Genomic DNA, 17,027 nt, shown 5'->3' with positions numbered 1-17,027 from the left:
TTTTTTCCGCCAGAAAAAGGGCCCTTCCCCCTCAAATCCATCTTTCCACTCCCCTGACTCACCACTGTAAGCGCACGAAATCGCGTATGCGTTCTTCGCTGTAATAGTCCCTGCCGGACTGGGCAAAGCCCACGTGCCCGCCGTGCGGGGCCACTTCCAGATGCAGGATCCCGCTTTGGGCCGCCATGTCCACGGGGTAGCAAGAAGGCGAGCAAAAGGGGTCATCCTTGGCCAGCAGCATATAGAGCGGCACACGGATGGACGGCAGCCAGGGCAGCGAGCTGTTCTCGCGCCAGTAGTCCCGGGCACTGGCGTAGCCATAGAGGGGCGCGGTGAAACGGCCGTCGAATTCCGCAAAGGTACGGAACTTATCGATGCCCTCCACCGAAGGATAATTGGGGTACCGGGCCGCTTTTTCACGTACCTTGGGACACATGGTCCGCAGGAAATAGCGCAAATAGATACGGCAGCCGGGCCCGTCCATGACTTTGGCCGCGCCCACCAGATCGCAGGGGACGGAGACCACGGCAGCAGCACGCACCAGCGGCGAGACCTGTTCCTTGGCCAGATACATGCAGGTCTGGTTGCCGCCCATGCTGAACCCGACCAGCAGGATGGGCAGATCCCACTGCTCGGCGTAACGCACCACCGTGGCCAGATCCATCGTCACGCCCATGTGGTACAGACGGTCCGTCCGGTTGGGCTCGCCGGAGCAGCCGCGCATGTTCCAGGCCAGCACTCGGAAACCTTCTTCCAGCAGCACGCGTGCCAGGCCCAGGATATACCGGCGGCGGCTGTGCCCTTCCAGACCGTGCGACAGGATGGCCACCCCGCGTTCCGGCAGGCCCGGCGGGGGCGTGTAGACATCCACGTCCAGAAAATCCCCGTCCGGCGTATCCAGGCGCACCCTTCGGCAGCGGGCTGCCTGTGCCGCATCGGGAAAGTCCAGACGGCGGCATTTGGCGGACCAGATGGTGTTGACATGGGCATTGCGCAGCCAGAGCGGCGCGCGGTAACGGCTGGGCAGTATTGGCATGACGGCAGGCCTCGTGTAAGAACGGTGGGATGCAAGCAAATTTTCATCCTAGACCTGTCAGAAAGGCCCTGTCAAACGCCGCTCCCCGGAAAACGGACGTCCTCATCCTGGGGGCGGGCGCGGCGGGCCTCATGTGCGCCCGCGAAGCCTCGGCCCACGGCCTGGACGTGGCCCTGCTGGAACGTGCCCCCTCCCCCGGCCGCAAGCTCTGCATCAGCGGCGGCGGCAAAGCCAACTTCACCAACCGCCGTCTGGCGGCCCATCACTATGCCTGTGACGATCCCGCCTTCTGCGAACCGGCACTGGATGCCTTCACGCCGCAGGATATGGAACACCTGGTGCATGGCTGGGGCCTGCCCATGGAGGAACGCGCCCACGGCCAGATGTTCCTGACTGTCCCGGCCAAACGTTTGCTGGATGCCCTGGTGCAGGATTGCCGTCGTCAGGGCTGCACGCTCCACTGCCAGACCGACGTGCATGACGTGGTGCCCCTGCCTGATGGCGCGGGCTTCGAGGTGGGCACGTCGCAGGGCCTCTGGCGCTGCCGCCGTCTGGTACTGGCCCTGGGCAGTCCCGCCTGGCCGCAGTGCGGGGCCACGGGCAGCGGCTTCCGCCTGGCCCAGGCGCTGGGGCACCGCCTTGTGGAACACGCTCCGGCACTGGCCCCCTTCCGCATGGCGCCCGGCTGGCTGGACGACAATCTGGCGGGCATCAGCCTGCCGGTGCGCATCGACCTGCCGCAGGCCGGGCTTTCCCCCTCTCTGGCCGCGGATCCCGTCTGGCAGGACGACCTGCTCTTCACCCATGACGGCATCAGCGGCCCGGCCAGCCTCAAGGCCTCCCTGTTCTGGCGACCGGGGCAGGAAGTGGCTCTGGACTTTTTGCCCGGCAGCGATCTGGCCGCCCTGCTGGACGGCCCCGGACAGGGCAAACAGACGCCGCGCGGGCTGTTGCGCCGCCTGCTGCCCCAGCGTCTGGTGGACGCCCTGCTGCCGCCGGAGACGGCGGGACGCAAGATCGCCGAGCTTTCCCGTGCCGCCCGGCAGCAGATATGTGCCCGCATCCATGACTTCCGTACGGTCCCCGCCGGTCTGGCCGGACTGAAAAAAGCCGAGGCCTGCCGCGGCGGCGTGGACACCCGGCAGGTGGATCCCTACAGCCTGCAAAGCACGGTGCGGGAAAACCTCTGGATCGTGGGCGAGCTACTGGATGTCACCGGCCTGCTGGGCGGCTACAACCTGCACTGGGCCTGGGCCAGCGGCATGGCCGCCGGACGGGCCCTGGCCCTGTTCGCGGGCAGATAGGCACTGTTCTTTTTTTTGCGGGAGAAGGGGCGTTTTGGAAAAAAAGCGCCCCTTTCTCTATGCCCATCAAAACCTTTCTTTGGGGCGGGATGCAGGTCCTCATGGCCGGCCTGCGAAGATGAGGCCATCAGCATCCTGCCGACATCCGGCCGGGTCTGACGTCATCGCCCAAAACAGGCAACTAATTGCAAAGATCGTTTCTTTCTTCCTCCGTGTCCCCTGCCTATACAGGAAAGACAGCCAGATGCTGACGGAGGTATGTCATGGATACGATCACGAAAGAAAAACAGCTTGCCCGCCGCCGCTTCCTTGCCGGTGGCCTGGCCGTCGGAGCGGCCGCCCTTCTGTCCTCTCCCCTGTGCGGCATGGGCCATGCCGCGACACCGTCCGCCCCGTCCACGGCGAAAAGCACGCAGCTGCCCCACTCCATGCCGCAACGCCGTCTCGGCTCGCTGCAGGTCTCTGCCATCGGCCTGGGCTGTCTGCCCATGGTGGGATACTACGGCGGCACCTATGCCAAGAAGGACATGGTCGCCCTGATCCGGCGGGCATATGACAACGGTGTGACCTTCTTCGATACGGCCGAGGTCTACGGCCCCTACACCAGTGAGGAATGGGTCGGCGAAGCGCTGGCCCCGGTGCGCGACAAGGTGGTCATCGCCACCAAATTCGGTTTTGGCGTCGAAGAAGGTCGGCCCACGGCCCTCAACAGCCGCCCCGACCACATCCGGCGGGCCGTGGAAGGTTCCCTGCGGCGTCTGCGTACCGACCACATCGATCTGCTGTACCAGCATCGCGTGGACCCCAAGGTCCCCATGGAAGACGTGGCCGGAACGGTGAAAGACCTCATCCGGGAAGGCAAGGTCCTGCACTTCGGTCTCTCCGAGGCCAGCGCGGCCTCCATCCGGCGGGCCCATGCAGTCCAGCCCGTCAGCGCCGTGCAGAGCGAATACTCCCTTCTGTGGCGCGAACCGGAGACCAAGATATTCCCTACTCTGCGGGAACTGGGCATCGGCCTTGTCCCCTACTGCCCTCTGGGGCGGGGCTTCCTGACCGGCGCCATCGACGAGAACAGCCGCTTCACCACAGGGCGCCTGTCCACCCTGCCGCAGTTCACTCCGGAAGCCCTGAAGCACAACATGCCCCTTCCCCATCTGATCCGCGCCTGGGCCGAACGCAAGCAGTGCACCATGTCCCAGTTCGCCATCGCCTGGCTCCTGGCCCAGGCCCCCTGGATCGCCCCCATCCCCGGTACGACCAACCCGGCCCATCTCGACGACTTCCTCGGCGGTGCCGCCGTGCGCCTGACGCCTGCGGAACTGGAAGAATTCGAACGGGAATACGCCAAGATCACACTCATGGGGCATCGTGCGGACGCCTTCACGGAAAGCCAGATCGACAAGTAAGACCGGAGGGGAATCCCCGTTGCGGCGGACCCGCACGGTAGGCAGACTGGAATGAACAAGGAGCAAGGGAGGACACGGGGCAGACAGGACATAACGTCCGGCTTGCGGCCATGCCCGCCGACAGGATGACATCCTGCCGCGCAGGTCCGGATGCCATCCAGACATCGAAACCGCCGCAGGCTGGAACCGCCCGCAGCACGTCCCCCTCTTTCCGGCTGTATGGCATCCCCACGCTTGGACCATAACGCAAAAGAGCCCCTGCATCAGGCTGGGGCTCTTTTTTATCGCATGTGTCGGACGGAGGGTTAGCCGCCCAGATAGGCTTCGCGCACGCTGGCGTCGGCCAGCAGGTTGGCGGCCGTGTTCTCCATGGCCACGTTGCCCACTTCCAGCACATAGCCGCGCGAGGCCAGCTTGAGGGCCGCACGGGCGTTCTGCTCCACCAGCAGCACGGTGACGCCCTTCTGGTTGATGGCGCGCACGGTCTCGAAGATGGAACGCACCAGAAGCGGAGCCAGGCCCAGCGACGGCTCGTCCAGCAGGAGCAGGCGCGGCTCGGCCATGAGGGCACGCCCGATGGCCAGCATCTGCTGCTCGCCGCCCGAAAGGGTGCCCGCCAGCTGCTGCTTGCGCTCGAACAGGCGCGGGAACAGCTCGAAGATCCACTCCAGGGTCCGCTCGCTGCGTTCCTTGTCGCGGATGCAGAAGGCCCCCAGGCGCAGGTTCTCCAGCACGCTCATGGTGCCGAAGACCCGGCGGCCTTCGGGCGACTGGGCGATGCCCAGGTTCACCACTTCGTGGCTGGGATATTTGAGCAGGGGCTTGCCGTCAAAGATGATCTCCCCTTCGCAGGGCCGCACCAGACCGCTGATGGACAGCAGGGTCGTGCTCTTGCCCGCGCCGTTGGCGCCCAGGATGGTCACGATCTCCCCTTCGTCCACGTGCAGGTCGATACCGTGCAGCACTTCCACGCTGCCGTAACGGACATGTATGTTGGATAGCGTCAGCAGTGCCATATTACCACGTCTCGGAATCGTCGGAACCCAGATAGGCCTCGATGACCGCAGGATGGTTGCGGACATGGTCGGGCGTGCCCTGGGCGATGAGGGTGCCGTTCTCCAGCACCACAAGGTGTTCACAGATCTGCATGACCAGGCGCATGTCGTGCTCGATGAGCAGCACGGTGATACCACGGTCACGGATGGCCGCGATGGTATCCACCAGGGCCACGGTCTCCTGGTCGTTCATGCCGCCCGCAGGCTCGTCCAGGATCAGCAGCCGGGGGTCGGAGGCCAGGGCGCGGGCGATCTCCAGCAGGCGCTGGTTGCCGTAGGAAAGGCTGCTGGCGGCCTCGGCGTAATGGTCGGCCAGGCCCACGAACTCCAGCTCTTCCATGCAGCGTTCCACGGCGGCCTTTTCCTCGCGGCGCTGCCAAGGCGTGTGCAGCATGGAGGACAAAAAGCCGGACTTCAGGCGGCAGTGGCGGCCGGCCAGCACGTTTTCCAGCGCGGGCAGCTTGCCGAACAGGCGGATGCTCTGGAAGGTGCGGGCGATGCCCATCTCCACGATATTGTGCGGGCGCTTGCCGGTGATGTCACGGCCGCCGAACGAGATGCTGCCGTGCTCAGGCTTGTAGTTGCCCGTGATGCAGTTGAAGACCGTGGTCTTGCCCGCCCCGTTGGGGCCGATGAGGCCCACCACGCTGCCCTGCTCCACCGAGAAGGACAGCTCGTTGATGGCGATCAGGCCACCGAAGATCTTGCTGATCTCATGCAGTTGCAGCAGGCTCATGCGCGGCCTCCTTCCTTCTCCGCGGTGCGGGCACCTTCCGCCAGGCGGACCGCGTTGCCGTCGGCGGCGGCACAGGCGCGGGCCTTGATGGCCTCCAGCAGTGCCGCCACGCCGTAACGGCGGCTCTTGGGCGGCATGAGGCCCTGGGGACGCCAGATCATCATCAGCATCATGGCCAGACCGAAGATGAGCATGCGCGCGCCGGAGAACTCCCGCAGCAGTTCGGGCAGCCCGATGAACAGGAAGGCGCTCACCAGCACGCCCAGCTGGCTGCCGCCCGAGAGGATGACCACGGCGAAAATGATGACGGACTCCATGAAGTTGAAGGATTCCGGCGCGATGGTGGTCATCTTGGCGGCATAGAGGGTGCCGGCCATACCGGCCCAGAAGGCGCCCAGCACGAAGGCCATGAGCTTGTAATGGGTCACGTTGATGCCGCAGCCTTCGGCGGCCACGTCATCTTCCTTGATGCAGTTGAGGGCGCGGCCGATGCGCGAACGCCACAGGCCATAGAACAGCAGCAGGCTGACGCCCACCATGCCCCAGACCAGATAGTAGAAATGCAGGGGCTTGAAGATGCGGAAACCGAAGAACACGGGACGGCTGATGCCGAAGATGCCGTTGGAACCGCCGGTCAGGCCGCCCACGTCGTTGATGAGCGCGATGCGCACGATCTCCACGATACCGATGGTCACGATGAGCAGATAGTCACCGCGCAGGTGGATGATGGGCCGCGCCACCACCAGGGCGAACAGGGCCGCCGCACAGCCTGCCACCGGCATGGTCAGGAAGATGGGCCAGTAGTACATGGTGTTCAGGATGGCCGTGCTGTACGCCCCTACGGCGAAGAAGGCGGCATGTCCCATATGGAAGATGCCGGCCTGGCCCAGGATGACGTTGAGCGAAAGGGCCAGCAGGGCATACAGGCCGATGCTGACGCACACGTCCGTCCAGTAGGGATTGGTGAACAGCGGCAGGACCAGCAGGGCCGCCGCCAGCCCGACGATGACGATGGTGCGGTTCATAGCTTGTCGGCCGTCCTTTCGCCCAGGATGCCCGTGGGACGGATGATCAGGATGAGGATCAGCACCGTGAAGGCGATGGCGTCCTTCCAGGCGATGGCGATGTAGCCGGCGGCCAGGGCTTCGATGACGCCCAGCAGCAGGCCGCCGATCATGGCACCGGGGATGTTGCCGATACCGCCCAGGATGGCGGCGGTGAAGGCCTTGAGGCCGTAGGACCAGCCCATGGTGAAGTCGATCTGGCCGTAGTAGATGCCCACCATGAGACCCGCGGCGCCGCCCAGACCGGGACCGATGAAGAAGACCAGGGAAATGATGCGGTCCACATTGATGCCCATGAGGCGGGCCGCGCCCTGGTCGATGGCCACGGCACGCACGGCCGCGCCGATGCGGGTGCGCTGGATGAAGGCCCACAGGGCCAGCATCAGGATCACGCTGGCCGCGATGACCATCAGGCGCACGCCGGGCACGGCGATGCCGAAGAGGTCAACGGTGAAGTCCGGGCGCAGCCAGTCGGGATAGACGTAAAAGCGCGCGCCGTAGACCAGCATGACGGCGTTCTGGAAAAAGATGGAGGCGCCCAGGGCGGACACCACGGCCGAAAGGCGCCCGGCCTTGCGCAGGGGGCGATAGGCGGCGCGTTCCAGCAGGCAGCCGATGATGGCCACCATGATGCCCACCATGATGAAGACCGCCAGCACGGCCACCACCGGCGGCAGCACGCCCGCCAGGTTGCAGCTCACCAGCAGGGTCAGGCCCAGATAGGCGCCGATGGTGAACAGGTCGCCATGCGCGAAGTTGATGAGCTTGAGCACGCCATAGACCATGGTGTAGCCCAGGGCCACCAGCGCGTAGATGCCGCCCACGGCAAGGCCGTTCAAAAGTTGTTGAAAAAACTGTTCCATGTCTCGGTCATGCGCCCCACGGCGCAGTTTGCGGGGCGGCGTTCACTGCCCGCCGCCCCGCTTCGGATGACTTTTCTATCGAGCCTGGAGCTCGAACTTGCCTGCGTTGTTCACCTTGTAGATGCGGTAGAAATCACCCACGCGGTCGCCCTTTTCGTCAAAGCCCATCTTGCCGGACAGGGTGGGCAGCTCCTTGAGCTGCTTGAGCCATTCGGCGATCTTTTCGGGATCGTCGTTGCCCTTGGCGATGGCGGCCTCGAGCACCTTGTAGGCGTCACCGGCCAGCACGGCCCACACGGAGACGGGCACGGTCTTGTAACGGTCCTTGAAGGCCTTCAGGAAATTCTTGGCCTCGTCGGTATCCATGTCCTGCGGCAGCGGCGGGCTCACGAAGAAGTAACCGGCAGCGGCTTCGGGACCGGCGATCTTGACCAGGTCCTGATGGTTGGCGGCGTCACCGCCCATCATGGGCACGTCCCAGCCCATTTCCTTCTTCTGGCGCAGCAGCATGCCCGTTTCGGGATAGTAGCCGGTGAAGAAGATCAGGTCGGGGTTGGCGGCCTTCAGCTTGGTCAGGATGGCGGTGTAGTCACGTTCGCCGGGGGTCAGGGCATCGTAGAAGATGATCTTCACGCCGGCCTTTTCCAGGGCCGCCTGGCTTTCTTCGGCCAGGCCCTTGGCATAGGAAGAGTTGTCGTGCAGCAGGGCCACCTTCTTGTAGCCGGCCTTGATGATGGCGGCGGCAGCGGCCTTGCCCTGGGCGTCGTCACGCGGGCAGGTGCGGAAGAAGAGCGGCAGGCCCTTCTCGGTCAGGCGCACGCTGGTGGAGCCGGTCCCGATCTGCACCAGCTCGGATTCGGCCAGGATGTTCTGGGTGGCTTCGGTCACGGCGGAGCCGTAGGTGCCGATGACGGCCACCACACCGGCGGAAGCCAGCTTCTGGGCCGCCAGGGCAGCGGTGCGCGGGTCACCGGCGTCGTCTTCCACCACCAGTTCCACCTTGCTGCCGTTGATACCGCCCTTGGCATTGGTTTCATCCACGAGCAGGCTCACGATGTTTTTCATGTCCTGCCCTTCGGAGGCCCATTTGCCCGTCAACGGACACATCAGACCGATCTTGATGTCGCCCGCCAGAACCAGCGAAGGCACAAGCAAGGCTACCACTCCCAGCAAAAGCCCGAGCTTTTTCATAAGGTACTCTCCCAAAGGTACGAGTTGTTGCAAGCGGACAGCATATCCCAAAACGTACAAAAGAAAAAGCCCTTTCCTCTTTCCCCGTCCGGGGCGGAAAGGGCCTTCCACGACAGTTGCAACGATGGAAAAAAAAAGACTTTTTTGCCCTTCCCGGCATCGGGGATGCGGGGGACGGGCGGAAAAACATCTGTTTATTGTGCGGCCACCGTGGCCATGGCCACCAGGGTATCCGTGGTGATGCTGTCAAAACGGTGCAGGGCCACCGTGGTGTCCGCACCGGCCTTGATGGCCATCTCAAGCTCCAGCGCGACCGCCGCCAGCGCCTTGCCGCCCAGTTCGGCGGCAGCTTCACGCGTGGCATGGACCATGGCGCGGGCTTCTTCCTGCTGACCGTTCTTCAGCGCTACCGAGACCTTGACGGGGGTGTCCCGTTCCGTCTCGATGAAGTTTCGCAGCAGCTTCACATAGAGCCCGCGCGTGGTATCCACGCGCGCCATGGCTTCCTTCCAGTCAAGGATTGCTTCGCTCATAACCTTTCCCGTTATTGCTCGTTCTGATGATTCGGTGAATATGAAGGACAACTGTCGTGGAAGACCGGAGACATACCGGCCGAAATAGCATGGGATCAGATGGAGAGGCTTTCAGGCAGCACGCTGAAAACGGCCCTGCTCCCGGGCTCGAGGCGCCCGTATCCGGCAAGGCCCAGTGCGGCGGCCCCGTTCACAGTGAGGCACCGTATCAGGGCCTGCGGGGCAACGTCCAGCCTTTCGCGCAAAAAAACAGCTTCCTGACGCACATCCAGATCCGTGTTGGAGCTGAGGCCGTCCGTGCCCAAGCAGCACAGCAGGCCGGACTCCAGCAATGCGGCCACGGGCGCCGTGCCCACGGCCAGATATTCGTTGGAACGGGGGCACAGGCACAGGGTGCTGCCGCTGGCGGCCAGCGCCGTCACTTCGGCGGGCTCCAGCTGCACGCCGTGCACGGCCAGCGTGCCCGGGCCCAGCAGATCGAGACGCCGGGCATAGGCCACAGGGCGCAGATGCGGCACGGCCCAGTCTTCCGGCAGCACCATGCCCCGGTAGCAGTCCCACAGGGGGCCCTCGCCGTCAAGCAGCAGGCGCGTCTCGTCCTCGGATTCCGCCAGATGCAGCGCGAAGGGGCGCCCCTTCAGGCGGCACCACTGCCGCGCATCCTGCAGCACGCGGGCATCCGTGGAATACAGGGCGTGCCCGGCCGGGGCACAGCGCGCGGCCACCTCGGGCTGCCGCTCCAGCAGGGCACGGCAGCGCGGCGGCCAGGGGCGCCCGTCGTCGATGAAGGGGGCCTGACCGCCGAACCATTCGCAAAAATGGGTCACGCCCATGCCTTCCGCCCGCACGGCGGCATCCACCGCCAGCAGGCCGTCCCCGGCGTAATCGCCCACGTGGGCCGTGCCGGCTTCGGCCATGTCCCGGCAGGCCAAGGCCAGGGCCGTGCCGTCGTGCTCTTCGCGCAACAGGGCGATGAGGCTGCGCAGCCAGGCCGTGAAGCCCGCGCCGAACAGCGTCCGGCCCGCCGTATGCGACAGTTGCAGATGGCAGTGAGCATTGATGCTGCCGGGCATCAGGGTCACGTCGCCCATGTCCGTCACCGGGGTCCCGGCGGGCACGCGCACGCTCTTCCAGGGCAGCACGTCCAGGACGCGCCCGCCGCGTACCAGCAGCGCCGCATTGTCCAGGCCCTTGAGGGGGCGGAAAAGGTCGCGGCCCGTGGCGGGGCGCTCCCCGAGCATATCCAGGATAGTCCGGGCGCGGATGATGCGGAGCCGGTCGTCATGTTCTTGCAGCATAGGGCATCAATTCCGGCGCGAAAATTGTCCGCCGGACACGTAAAAGGTGTTCTCCACCACGAACAGGGCCTTGGGATCCACCATGAAGACCAGGTTCTCCAGACGCTTGAGGGCCACGTTGTTGGTGACGGTGAGCAGGATCTCCCTGTCGCCGCCGGAATAGGCGCCCTTGCCCCGGATCAGGGTCACGCCGAAGCGCTCGCTGGCCAGGATGGCCTCGCTGACCTCCTCGCCCTTCTCGGAAATGATCATCACCAGCTTGCGGTGGTTGAACAGGCCCACCACATATTCCAGCGTATTGGCCGAGATGAACATCATGATGGTGGACGCGATGATGATGTCCAGCGACAGGCTGAACGCACCCACCAGGAAGATGCAGATGTTGACCGCAAAGCTGAACTGCCCGATGGGGATGTTCCAGCGCTGCTTCAGGGCCACGGCGATGATGTCCGTACCGCCGCCGCTGCCCAGGGTGCGCAGCATCATGCCCACGCCGGTGCCGTGCAGCACACCGGCCACCACGGCGGCGTAGACTTCGTTGTTGATGGGGATCTGGAAGTCCACGAACATGCCGAAGATGGTGGTGCAGATGGTGCCGTAGGCCGTGTAGAGCAAAAAGCGGCGCCCCACGAAGAACCAGCCCCAGACCCAGATGGGGATGGAGAGCAGCAGATACCAGATCAGGGGCGTCAGCAGACCGGTATTGTAGAACACCAGCAGGGCCATGCCCAGGACACCGCCCGCCAGCATGGCGTGCGAGGCCACCACGCTCTTGACGCATACGGTGACGAAAAAGGCGCCGATGGTCAGCCAGAGCAGGTTCCACCAGACGGACTCAGCGAGCCTGTTATTGTATGTTTTCAGCTTCATGGGTCTCCCGGTTCGAAATGGTTACGGTGGAAGGCCGCGTGCCAGCCTTGAAACAGGGACGGACAGGCCCATTCCGTCCAAGGCCGCCGCGCTCCGCAAAAGAGCACGACGGCCTCGGCAGGGACGCGAGGCCCCGAAACGGTGACGGTCCCGGTCCGCCCGGGGATGATCCTAGAACAGGCCCAGCAGCATGCGCAGGGCCACGATGATGAGGAAGACGGCAAAGCCCTTCTTGAGCTTGTCCGTGGGCAGGGAATGGGAAAGCCTGGCACCGATGGGTGCCGTCATGAAACTGGCGGCGGCGATGCCGAAGAAGGCCGTCAGGTTCACGAAGCCCAGACAGTCGGCGGGCAGGCCGGGCGTGTTCCAGCCACCCACGATGTAGCCCAGCGTACCGGCCACGGCGATGGGGAAGCCGATGGCGGCCGAGGTGCCCACGGCATGATGCAGGGGCACGTTGCAGAAACTCATGAACGGCACGGAAAGCGTCCCGCCGCCGATGCCCACAAAGCTGGAGATGAGGCCGATGATACCGCCCACACCGGCGGTGCCCAGGGCTCCGGGCATCTCACGGCTGGCCGGAGGACGATAGTTGGACAGCATCTGCAGGGACACGAAGCCCAAAAAGCAGATGAAGAACGCCTTCAGGAACAGGGTCGGCATGTGGGTGGCCACCAGACCGCCCAGGAAGGTGCCCAGCAGGATGCCGGGCGTGATGTTGCGGAAGATGTCCCAGTGGACGGCACCGCGCTTGTGGTGGGCCCGGCTGCTGGAGATGGACGTGACCATGATGCTGGCCAGCGAGGTGCCCAGGGCCAACTGCTGCACATATTCGGCGGGGACGCCCTGACTGGGGAAGACCGCCACCATCATGGGCACGATGACGATACCGCCGCCCACGCCCAGCAGACCGGCAAGCACACCGGCCACGGCGCCGCAGCACAAATAGACAAGAATTGAAACGAGCATGACGACCTCCCTTCCATGGCACAGCGCAGGTCGTGCCCGGAGGCGCGATCGCGTAGAAACGGCAGAAAAAACAAAAAGGCGTGGGGCCACGGGCCCCGTCACGCCCTCGGGACAGACACCGGACACCTGCCGCTGGTCCGGCGCAATACCTCAAGAAAGTAGACAAAGCCCCCCAAAGCGTCAACTGACTTTTTGCTTTACAAAGCGCCCGGCAGCGTCTAGGTTTGCCCCCATGAAATGTCTGGCAACGTACCGCGGTGATCTGCGCCCTGTGAACGCCGTTCGCAGGGGTTCTGCCCGGTTTTTCTTTTGTCCCGCCGTTGAGCGGGCTTTTTTTTAATCCTGCAACCCCACGACGCCATGACTACAGATACTACATACCGCTGGCCGCACAAAGACCTGCTGGACGTCACCCAGCTCGACGCACAGGACGTGCGTCATCTGCTGAACGTGGCCGCCAGTTTCCAGGAAATCAACCTGAGACCCGTCAAAAAGGTGCCCACCCTCAAGGGCAAGACCGTGGTGCTCTTCTTCGTGGAGAACAGCACCCGCACCAAGACGTCTTTCGATGTGGCCGGCAAGCGCCTTTCCGCCGACACCTACTCCCTGGCCAAGTCCGGTTCCAGCCTCAACAAGGGCGAGAGCCTCAAGGACACGGCCCTGACCCTGCAGGCCATGGGGCCCGACGTCATCGTCATCCGTCATCCCAGCAGCGGCGCGGCCCAGTTCCTGGCCGAGCGCGTCTCCTGCGGCATCGTCAACGGCGGCGACGGCTGGCATGCCCACCCCACCCAGGCCCTGCTGGACAGCTTCGCCCTGCGGCAGGTCTGGGGCGATGCCTTTGCCGGCAAGCAGGTGCTCATCCTGGGCGACATCGCCCACAGCCGCGTGGCCCGCTCCAACGTGCACCTGCTCACCATGCTGGGCGCCAAGGTGCGTCTGTGCGCGCCGCGCACCCTGCTGCCCGCCGGTGTGGAATCCTGGCCCGTGGACGTGTACGGCGACCTCAACCAGGCCGTGCGCGACACCGACGCCGTCATGTGCCTGCGCCTGCAGCTGGAACGCCAGCAGGCGGGCCTGCTGCCCGACCTGGCCGAATATTCCCGCCGCTTCTGTCTGACCGAACGTCATCTGGAACTCACCCACCCCGGCGTGAAGGTCCTGCATCCCGGCCCCATGAACCGCGGGCTGGAGATTTCCAACGATGTGGCCGACGACCCGCGCAGCCTGGTCCTCGATCAGGTGGCGTCCGGCGTGGCCACCCGCATGGCCGTCCTCTACCTGCTGGCCACCCGTAACGATGGAGGTTGCTAAATGACCCTGTGCATCAAGAACGCCCGTCACCTGGACGCCCCCGTTGACCTGCTGGTGCGGGACGGCAAGATCGTGACCATGACCCCCGCCGGCCATCACGCCGCGCCCGAAGGCAGCCAGATCGTGGACGCCCGCGGCCTGATCCTCATGCCCAGCATGGTGGATGCCCACGTCCATCTGCGCGAGCCCGGCTTCGAATACAAGGAAGACATCAATACCGGTCTGGAGGTCGCCGCCCGCGGCGGTTTCGGTTCGGTCATGTGCATGGCCAACACCAAGCCCGTCAACGACAACGCCAGCGTCACCCGCTTCATGCTGGACCGCGCCGCCCAGACCCACCCCCACGGCCCGCGCCTCTGCCCCATCGCCGCCGCCACCGTGGGCCTGGCCGGTGAAGAGATGGCCCCCCTGCAGGAGCTCAAGGACGCCGGTTGCGTGGCCATCTCCAACGACGGCCGCCCCATGCCCGGCACCGAGCTGCTGCGCCGCGTCATGGAATACGGCGCCGACCTGGGCCTGACCTTCATCGACCACTGCGAGGACAGCACCCTGGCCCGCGGCTGGGTCATGAACGAAGGCCCCCTCAGCGGCAGCCTGGGCGTCAAGGGCCAGCCCCCGGTGGGCGAGGCCGTGCAGGCCGCCCGCGACATCATGCTGGCCGAATACCTGAACCTGCCCGTGCACATCGCCCACGTCTCCAGCGCCCTGACCGTGGACATCATCGCCTGGGGCAAGGCCCGCGGCGTCAAGGTCACGGCCGAGACCTGCCCCCACTACCTGACGCTGGATGAATCCGCGCTGGACGGCTACAACACCAATGCCAAGGTCAGCCCGCCGCTGCGCCGCCCCGAAGACCGCGAGGCCCTGCGCCGGGCCATCAAGGACGGCACCATCGACATCCTGGCCACCGACCACGCCCCCCACGCCGCCCATGAAAAGGAGCGTACCCTGGACGAGGCCCCCTGCGGCTTCACGGGCATGGATCTGGCCCTGACCCTGACCTGGCAGCTGGTGCGCGAGGGCGTCATCAGCGAAGCCGACCTGCACCGCCTCTGGAGCGTGCGCCCGGCCGAGATCTTCAAGCTGCCCCTCAACCGCTTCGAGCCCGGCGATCCGGCGGACTTCTTCCTCTTCGATCCTGAAGAAAAGTGGACCGTCAGCCGCGAGACCCTGTACTCCAAGAGCTACAACACCCCCTTCCTGGGCCAGGAGATGCAGGGCCGCGTCCGTCATCACTGGCTGGGCGGCGTGCAGCTGTTCTAAAAAACAGGAAAAAGCCCGGTAACTTTGACAGTGTGCCATGCCCGTACGGCGTCTTTACCGCCAACGGGCATGGCATTTTTTCGTCGAATGGGGGGGATTCTTTTCTCACCGCTGTCGATGCCCGCAGTTTCCTGTGTCGCAACGATCACGGTCTGCGGCCGCCTTCGGTCGCGCACGAACGCGGGGCCCCCCTTCTCGAACGGGCATACAGAGCTTTTCCCTTTGCCCCAGTTCAGGACAGGCGAAGCCGTCCCTGAAAAAAGCCGTACCGCTTGACCACCTCCGGCTTCCCCGGAACTTGTGCATATATCGATCTCGGCCATGCCATGAAAGCAGTTGGCAAGCGTTTGAGAGATCATCATAAAACCATACTTCTGAAAGTTAGGTACCCTCAAAAATACAATGAATAATAAATTCTCATTCATGAAGCTTTTTTCATGGGAATTTATATGGCTGCTGTTTTGCTGCTTCATGACCATATTATGGGCAAGTGAACTGTGGAGCATCAAAACAGGACCAGAGAAATACGCCTACTTGTGGGGCGGCGAAGGGCCCGTGGCCCAACTGTGGTACTATGCCTCGGAAGGTCTCTATTTGCTCCACCTCGCGTGTCTGATCGTTTGGTTCTTGTCTGGAATAGAACTTTACTTGTGCCGATGGTCATCCAGACGAAAGTTGCTGCTGGCGCATTTCTGTCTGAGCATGCTGTGGCTGGCGGCCGCCCATATGGCCGCCTGTTGATGCTCTTCCCGGGCTTGCCCAAGGCAGTACACCTGCTCCGGGTCATCAGCATTTTCTTTTCGATCTGCCGATCTGCCCCATTGGCTGGCCGAACAGGATGCGCTCAGTGAGATCATGCCAGCGACCCGTCTGATGGGACTGGCAAACGTTTCAGGAGCGGCCCCGCAGGATCCTGCACAATAGAAATGATGCAGAAAGGCGCCGTTAAGATACAAAGGTGCCTTTTTCTCTTGCCATGGTCACGGGCTGCCGCGCATCCCCAAAGCCAGCCGTCGGGGGAGTGCGTACTTCAGGATCAGACGCCGGACACGGCTCTGGAAAAAGGCACACCGGCGCAGCCTCACAGCCCCTTCCCTCACCGCACTTCTGCCCATATTTGTCTTTCCCGGTCGGGAAAGCTGCCCCGGTGTTGCTGGTCTTTGTCCGCCGCCGGCGCTATGCTCCTTCCAGTCCAAGATCTTTTCGGGAGGATACCGCCATGCATCTTCGCCAGCCCGCTGTCGCAGGCCGTTTTTATACCGATGTCCCGGCCGATCTGCGTGCCGAAGTGGAGTCGTTCCTGAAACAAGGGGCGGCGCTGCCCGCTTCGGCCCTTGCCGCCGAGGATGCGGCCCATCTGGCGGGCCTCATGCTTCCCCATGCCGGGCATGTCTACAGCGGCCGGGTCATCGGCGCCACCCTGGCCCATGTGCGCTTGCCGCGCACGGTCTTCCTGCTCTGCCCCAACCACACCGGCCTGGGCACGCCCCTGTCCGTCTGGCCCGCCGGGGCCTGGCAGACCCCGCTGGGGCCCGTGCCCGTGGACGGCGAGATGGCCCGCCTGCTCTGCGAGGCCGACGAGGATTTCAGCGCCGATGTCATGGGGCACGTACGGGAACACAGCATCGAAGTCCTGCTGCCCTTCCTCCAGGTCTGCGCGGGTGATGCTCCCCTGCATGTGGTGCCGGTCTGCGTGGGTACCGGACAGGCCCCCGTGCTGCGCACGGCCGGCCAGCGTCTGGCCCGGGTGCTGGAACGCTGCCGGGACCGCGACGGCCAGCGCCCCCTGCTGCTGGTCAGCTCGGACATGAACCACTACGAAGACCAGCAGACCACCCTGCGCAAGGACGACCTGGCCCTGGAAGCCGCCCTTAAAGGCGATGCCGACGCCCTGCTGGCCACCGTGGCCCGGGCGGGCATCAGCATGTGCGGGGCCGCGCCGCTGGCTCTGGCGTTCTATGCCCTGCACGCCTGGACGCCCGATGCCACAGTGCGCGCTGCCCTGGTCATGCACGAGACGTCCGCCGCTGTTTCGCACGATACGGAACACGTCGTGGGCTATGCCGGACTGCGTATCTTCAGCTGCTGAAAGGCCCGTCAAAAAAACAAGCAAAGAGCTCGGAAT

At 64.5% G+C, this 17,027-nt stretch carries 16 protein-coding genes; 5 read left to right on the top strand and 11 right to left on the bottom strand.

Annotated features, from left to right (window positions below; translation table 11 throughout):
- Positions 1-58 precede the first annotated feature (58 nt).
- Positions 59-1,036, bottom strand: coding sequence for a YheT family hydrolase (locus DESPIG_RS01260; protein WP_006004012.1), 978 nt, complete (start codon positions 1,034-1,036; stop codon positions 59-61).
- Positions 1,037-1,065: 29 nt separating this feature from the next.
- Between DESPIG_RS01260 and DESPIG_RS01255 the strand changes: the two genes are divergently transcribed.
- Positions 1,066-2,340 (top strand): BaiN/RdsA family NAD(P)/FAD-dependent oxidoreductase, encoded by a 1,275-nt coding sequence (locus DESPIG_RS01255; RefSeq protein ID WP_050760229.1) that lies wholly within the window; start codon positions 1,066-1,068, stop codon positions 2,338-2,340.
- 263 nt (positions 2,341-2,603) lie between these two features.
- The gene (locus DESPIG_RS01250) at positions 2,604-3,746 is read left to right on the top strand and encodes an aldo/keto reductase (RefSeq protein WP_006004004.1); all 1,143 of its coding nucleotides are present in this window, start codon (positions 2,604-2,606) and stop codon (positions 3,744-3,746) included.
- A 305-nt stretch (positions 3,747-4,051) separates the two neighbouring features.
- On the opposite strand, the gene DESPIG_RS01245 is transcribed toward DESPIG_RS01250, so the two are convergent.
- The 9 genes from DESPIG_RS01245 to DESPIG_RS01205 all read right to left on the bottom strand — a co-directional run bounded on the left by DESPIG_RS01245 (position 4,052) and on the right by DESPIG_RS01205 (position 12,325).
- Positions 4,052-4,762, bottom strand: a complete 711-nt coding sequence (locus DESPIG_RS01245) for an ABC transporter ATP-binding protein (protein WP_006004000.1) — start codon at positions 4,760-4,762, stop codon at positions 4,052-4,054.
- Position 4,763: 1 nt separating this feature from the next.
- Positions 4,764-5,537 carry an ABC transporter ATP-binding protein gene (locus DESPIG_RS01240; RefSeq protein ID WP_006003998.1) on the bottom strand — a complete coding sequence of 258 codons (774 nt, stop codon included), beginning with the start codon at positions 5,535-5,537 and terminating at the stop codon, positions 4,764-4,766.
- Positions 5,534-6,562 (bottom strand): branched-chain amino acid ABC transporter permease, encoded by a 1,029-nt coding sequence (locus DESPIG_RS01235; RefSeq protein WP_006003996.1) that lies wholly within the window; start codon positions 6,560-6,562, stop codon positions 5,534-5,536. The genes DESPIG_RS01240 and DESPIG_RS01235 overlap by 4 nt, the downstream gene beginning before the upstream one ends.
- Positions 6,559-7,464: a branched-chain amino acid ABC transporter permease gene (locus DESPIG_RS01230; protein WP_006003995.1), complete on the bottom strand. Its 906-nt coding sequence runs from the start codon at positions 7,462-7,464 to the stop codon at positions 6,559-6,561. The genes DESPIG_RS01235 and DESPIG_RS01230 overlap by 4 nt, the downstream gene beginning before the upstream one ends.
- A 75-nt stretch (positions 7,465-7,539) precedes the next feature.
- Complete coding sequence (locus tag DESPIG_RS01225) at positions 7,540-8,655, bottom strand: branched-chain amino acid ABC transporter substrate-binding protein (RefSeq protein ID WP_006003993.1); 1,116 nt, start codon at positions 8,653-8,655, stop codon at positions 7,540-7,542.
- A gap of 194 nt (positions 8,656-8,849) precedes the next feature.
- Positions 8,850-9,188: a hypothetical protein gene (locus tag DESPIG_RS01220; RefSeq protein WP_006003991.1), complete on the bottom strand. Its 339-nt coding sequence runs from the start codon at positions 9,186-9,188 to the stop codon at positions 8,850-8,852.
- 95 nt (positions 9,189-9,283) lie between these two features.
- A complete protein-coding gene (locus DESPIG_RS01215) occupies positions 9,284-10,486 on the bottom strand; it encodes an amidohydrolase family protein (protein WP_006003989.1) in 1,203 nt (400 codons plus the stop codon).
- Between the two features lie 6 nt (positions 10,487-10,492).
- Positions 10,493-11,356: a YitT family protein gene (locus tag DESPIG_RS01210; protein WP_006003987.1), complete on the bottom strand. Its 864-nt coding sequence runs from the start codon at positions 11,354-11,356 to the stop codon at positions 10,493-10,495.
- A 171-nt stretch (positions 11,357-11,527) separates the two neighbouring features.
- Positions 11,528-12,325 (bottom strand): sulfite exporter TauE/SafE family protein, encoded by a 798-nt coding sequence (locus tag DESPIG_RS01205; protein ID WP_006003986.1) that lies wholly within the window; start codon positions 12,323-12,325, stop codon positions 11,528-11,530.
- A gap of 360 nt (positions 12,326-12,685) precedes the next feature.
- Between DESPIG_RS01205 and DESPIG_RS01200 the strand changes: the two genes are divergently transcribed.
- Positions 12,686-13,639, top strand: a complete 954-nt coding sequence (locus DESPIG_RS01200) for an aspartate carbamoyltransferase catalytic subunit (RefSeq protein ID WP_006003985.1) — start codon at positions 12,686-12,688, stop codon at positions 13,637-13,639.
- A complete protein-coding gene (locus tag DESPIG_RS01195) occupies positions 13,640-14,902 on the top strand; it encodes a dihydroorotase (RefSeq protein ID WP_006003984.1) in 1,263 nt (420 codons plus the stop codon).
- Here the strand turns inward: DESPIG_RS01195 and DESPIG_RS13530 are convergent.
- Positions 14,899-15,375, bottom strand: coding sequence for a hypothetical protein (locus tag DESPIG_RS13530; RefSeq protein ID WP_147589225.1), 477 nt, complete (start codon positions 15,373-15,375; stop codon positions 14,899-14,901). The genes DESPIG_RS01195 and DESPIG_RS13530 overlap by 4 nt on opposite strands.
- 746 nt (positions 15,376-16,121) lie before the next feature.
- Here DESPIG_RS13530 and amrB point away from each other — a divergent pair.
- Positions 16,122-16,991: an AmmeMemoRadiSam system protein B gene (gene amrB, locus DESPIG_RS01185; RefSeq protein WP_006003977.1), complete on the top strand. Its 870-nt coding sequence runs from the start codon at positions 16,122-16,124 to the stop codon at positions 16,989-16,991.
- Positions 16,992-17,027: the final 36 nt, after the last annotated feature.

Origin of the sequence: Desulfovibrio piger ATCC 29098, from assembly GCF_000156375.1 — a bacterium.
Lineage (GTDB): Bacteria > Desulfobacterota > Desulfovibrionia > Desulfovibrionales > Desulfovibrionaceae > Desulfovibrio > Desulfovibrio piger.
The sequence above is the reverse complement of the archived record's forward strand: the minus strand, read 5'-3'. Positions and strand labels throughout refer to the sequence as shown.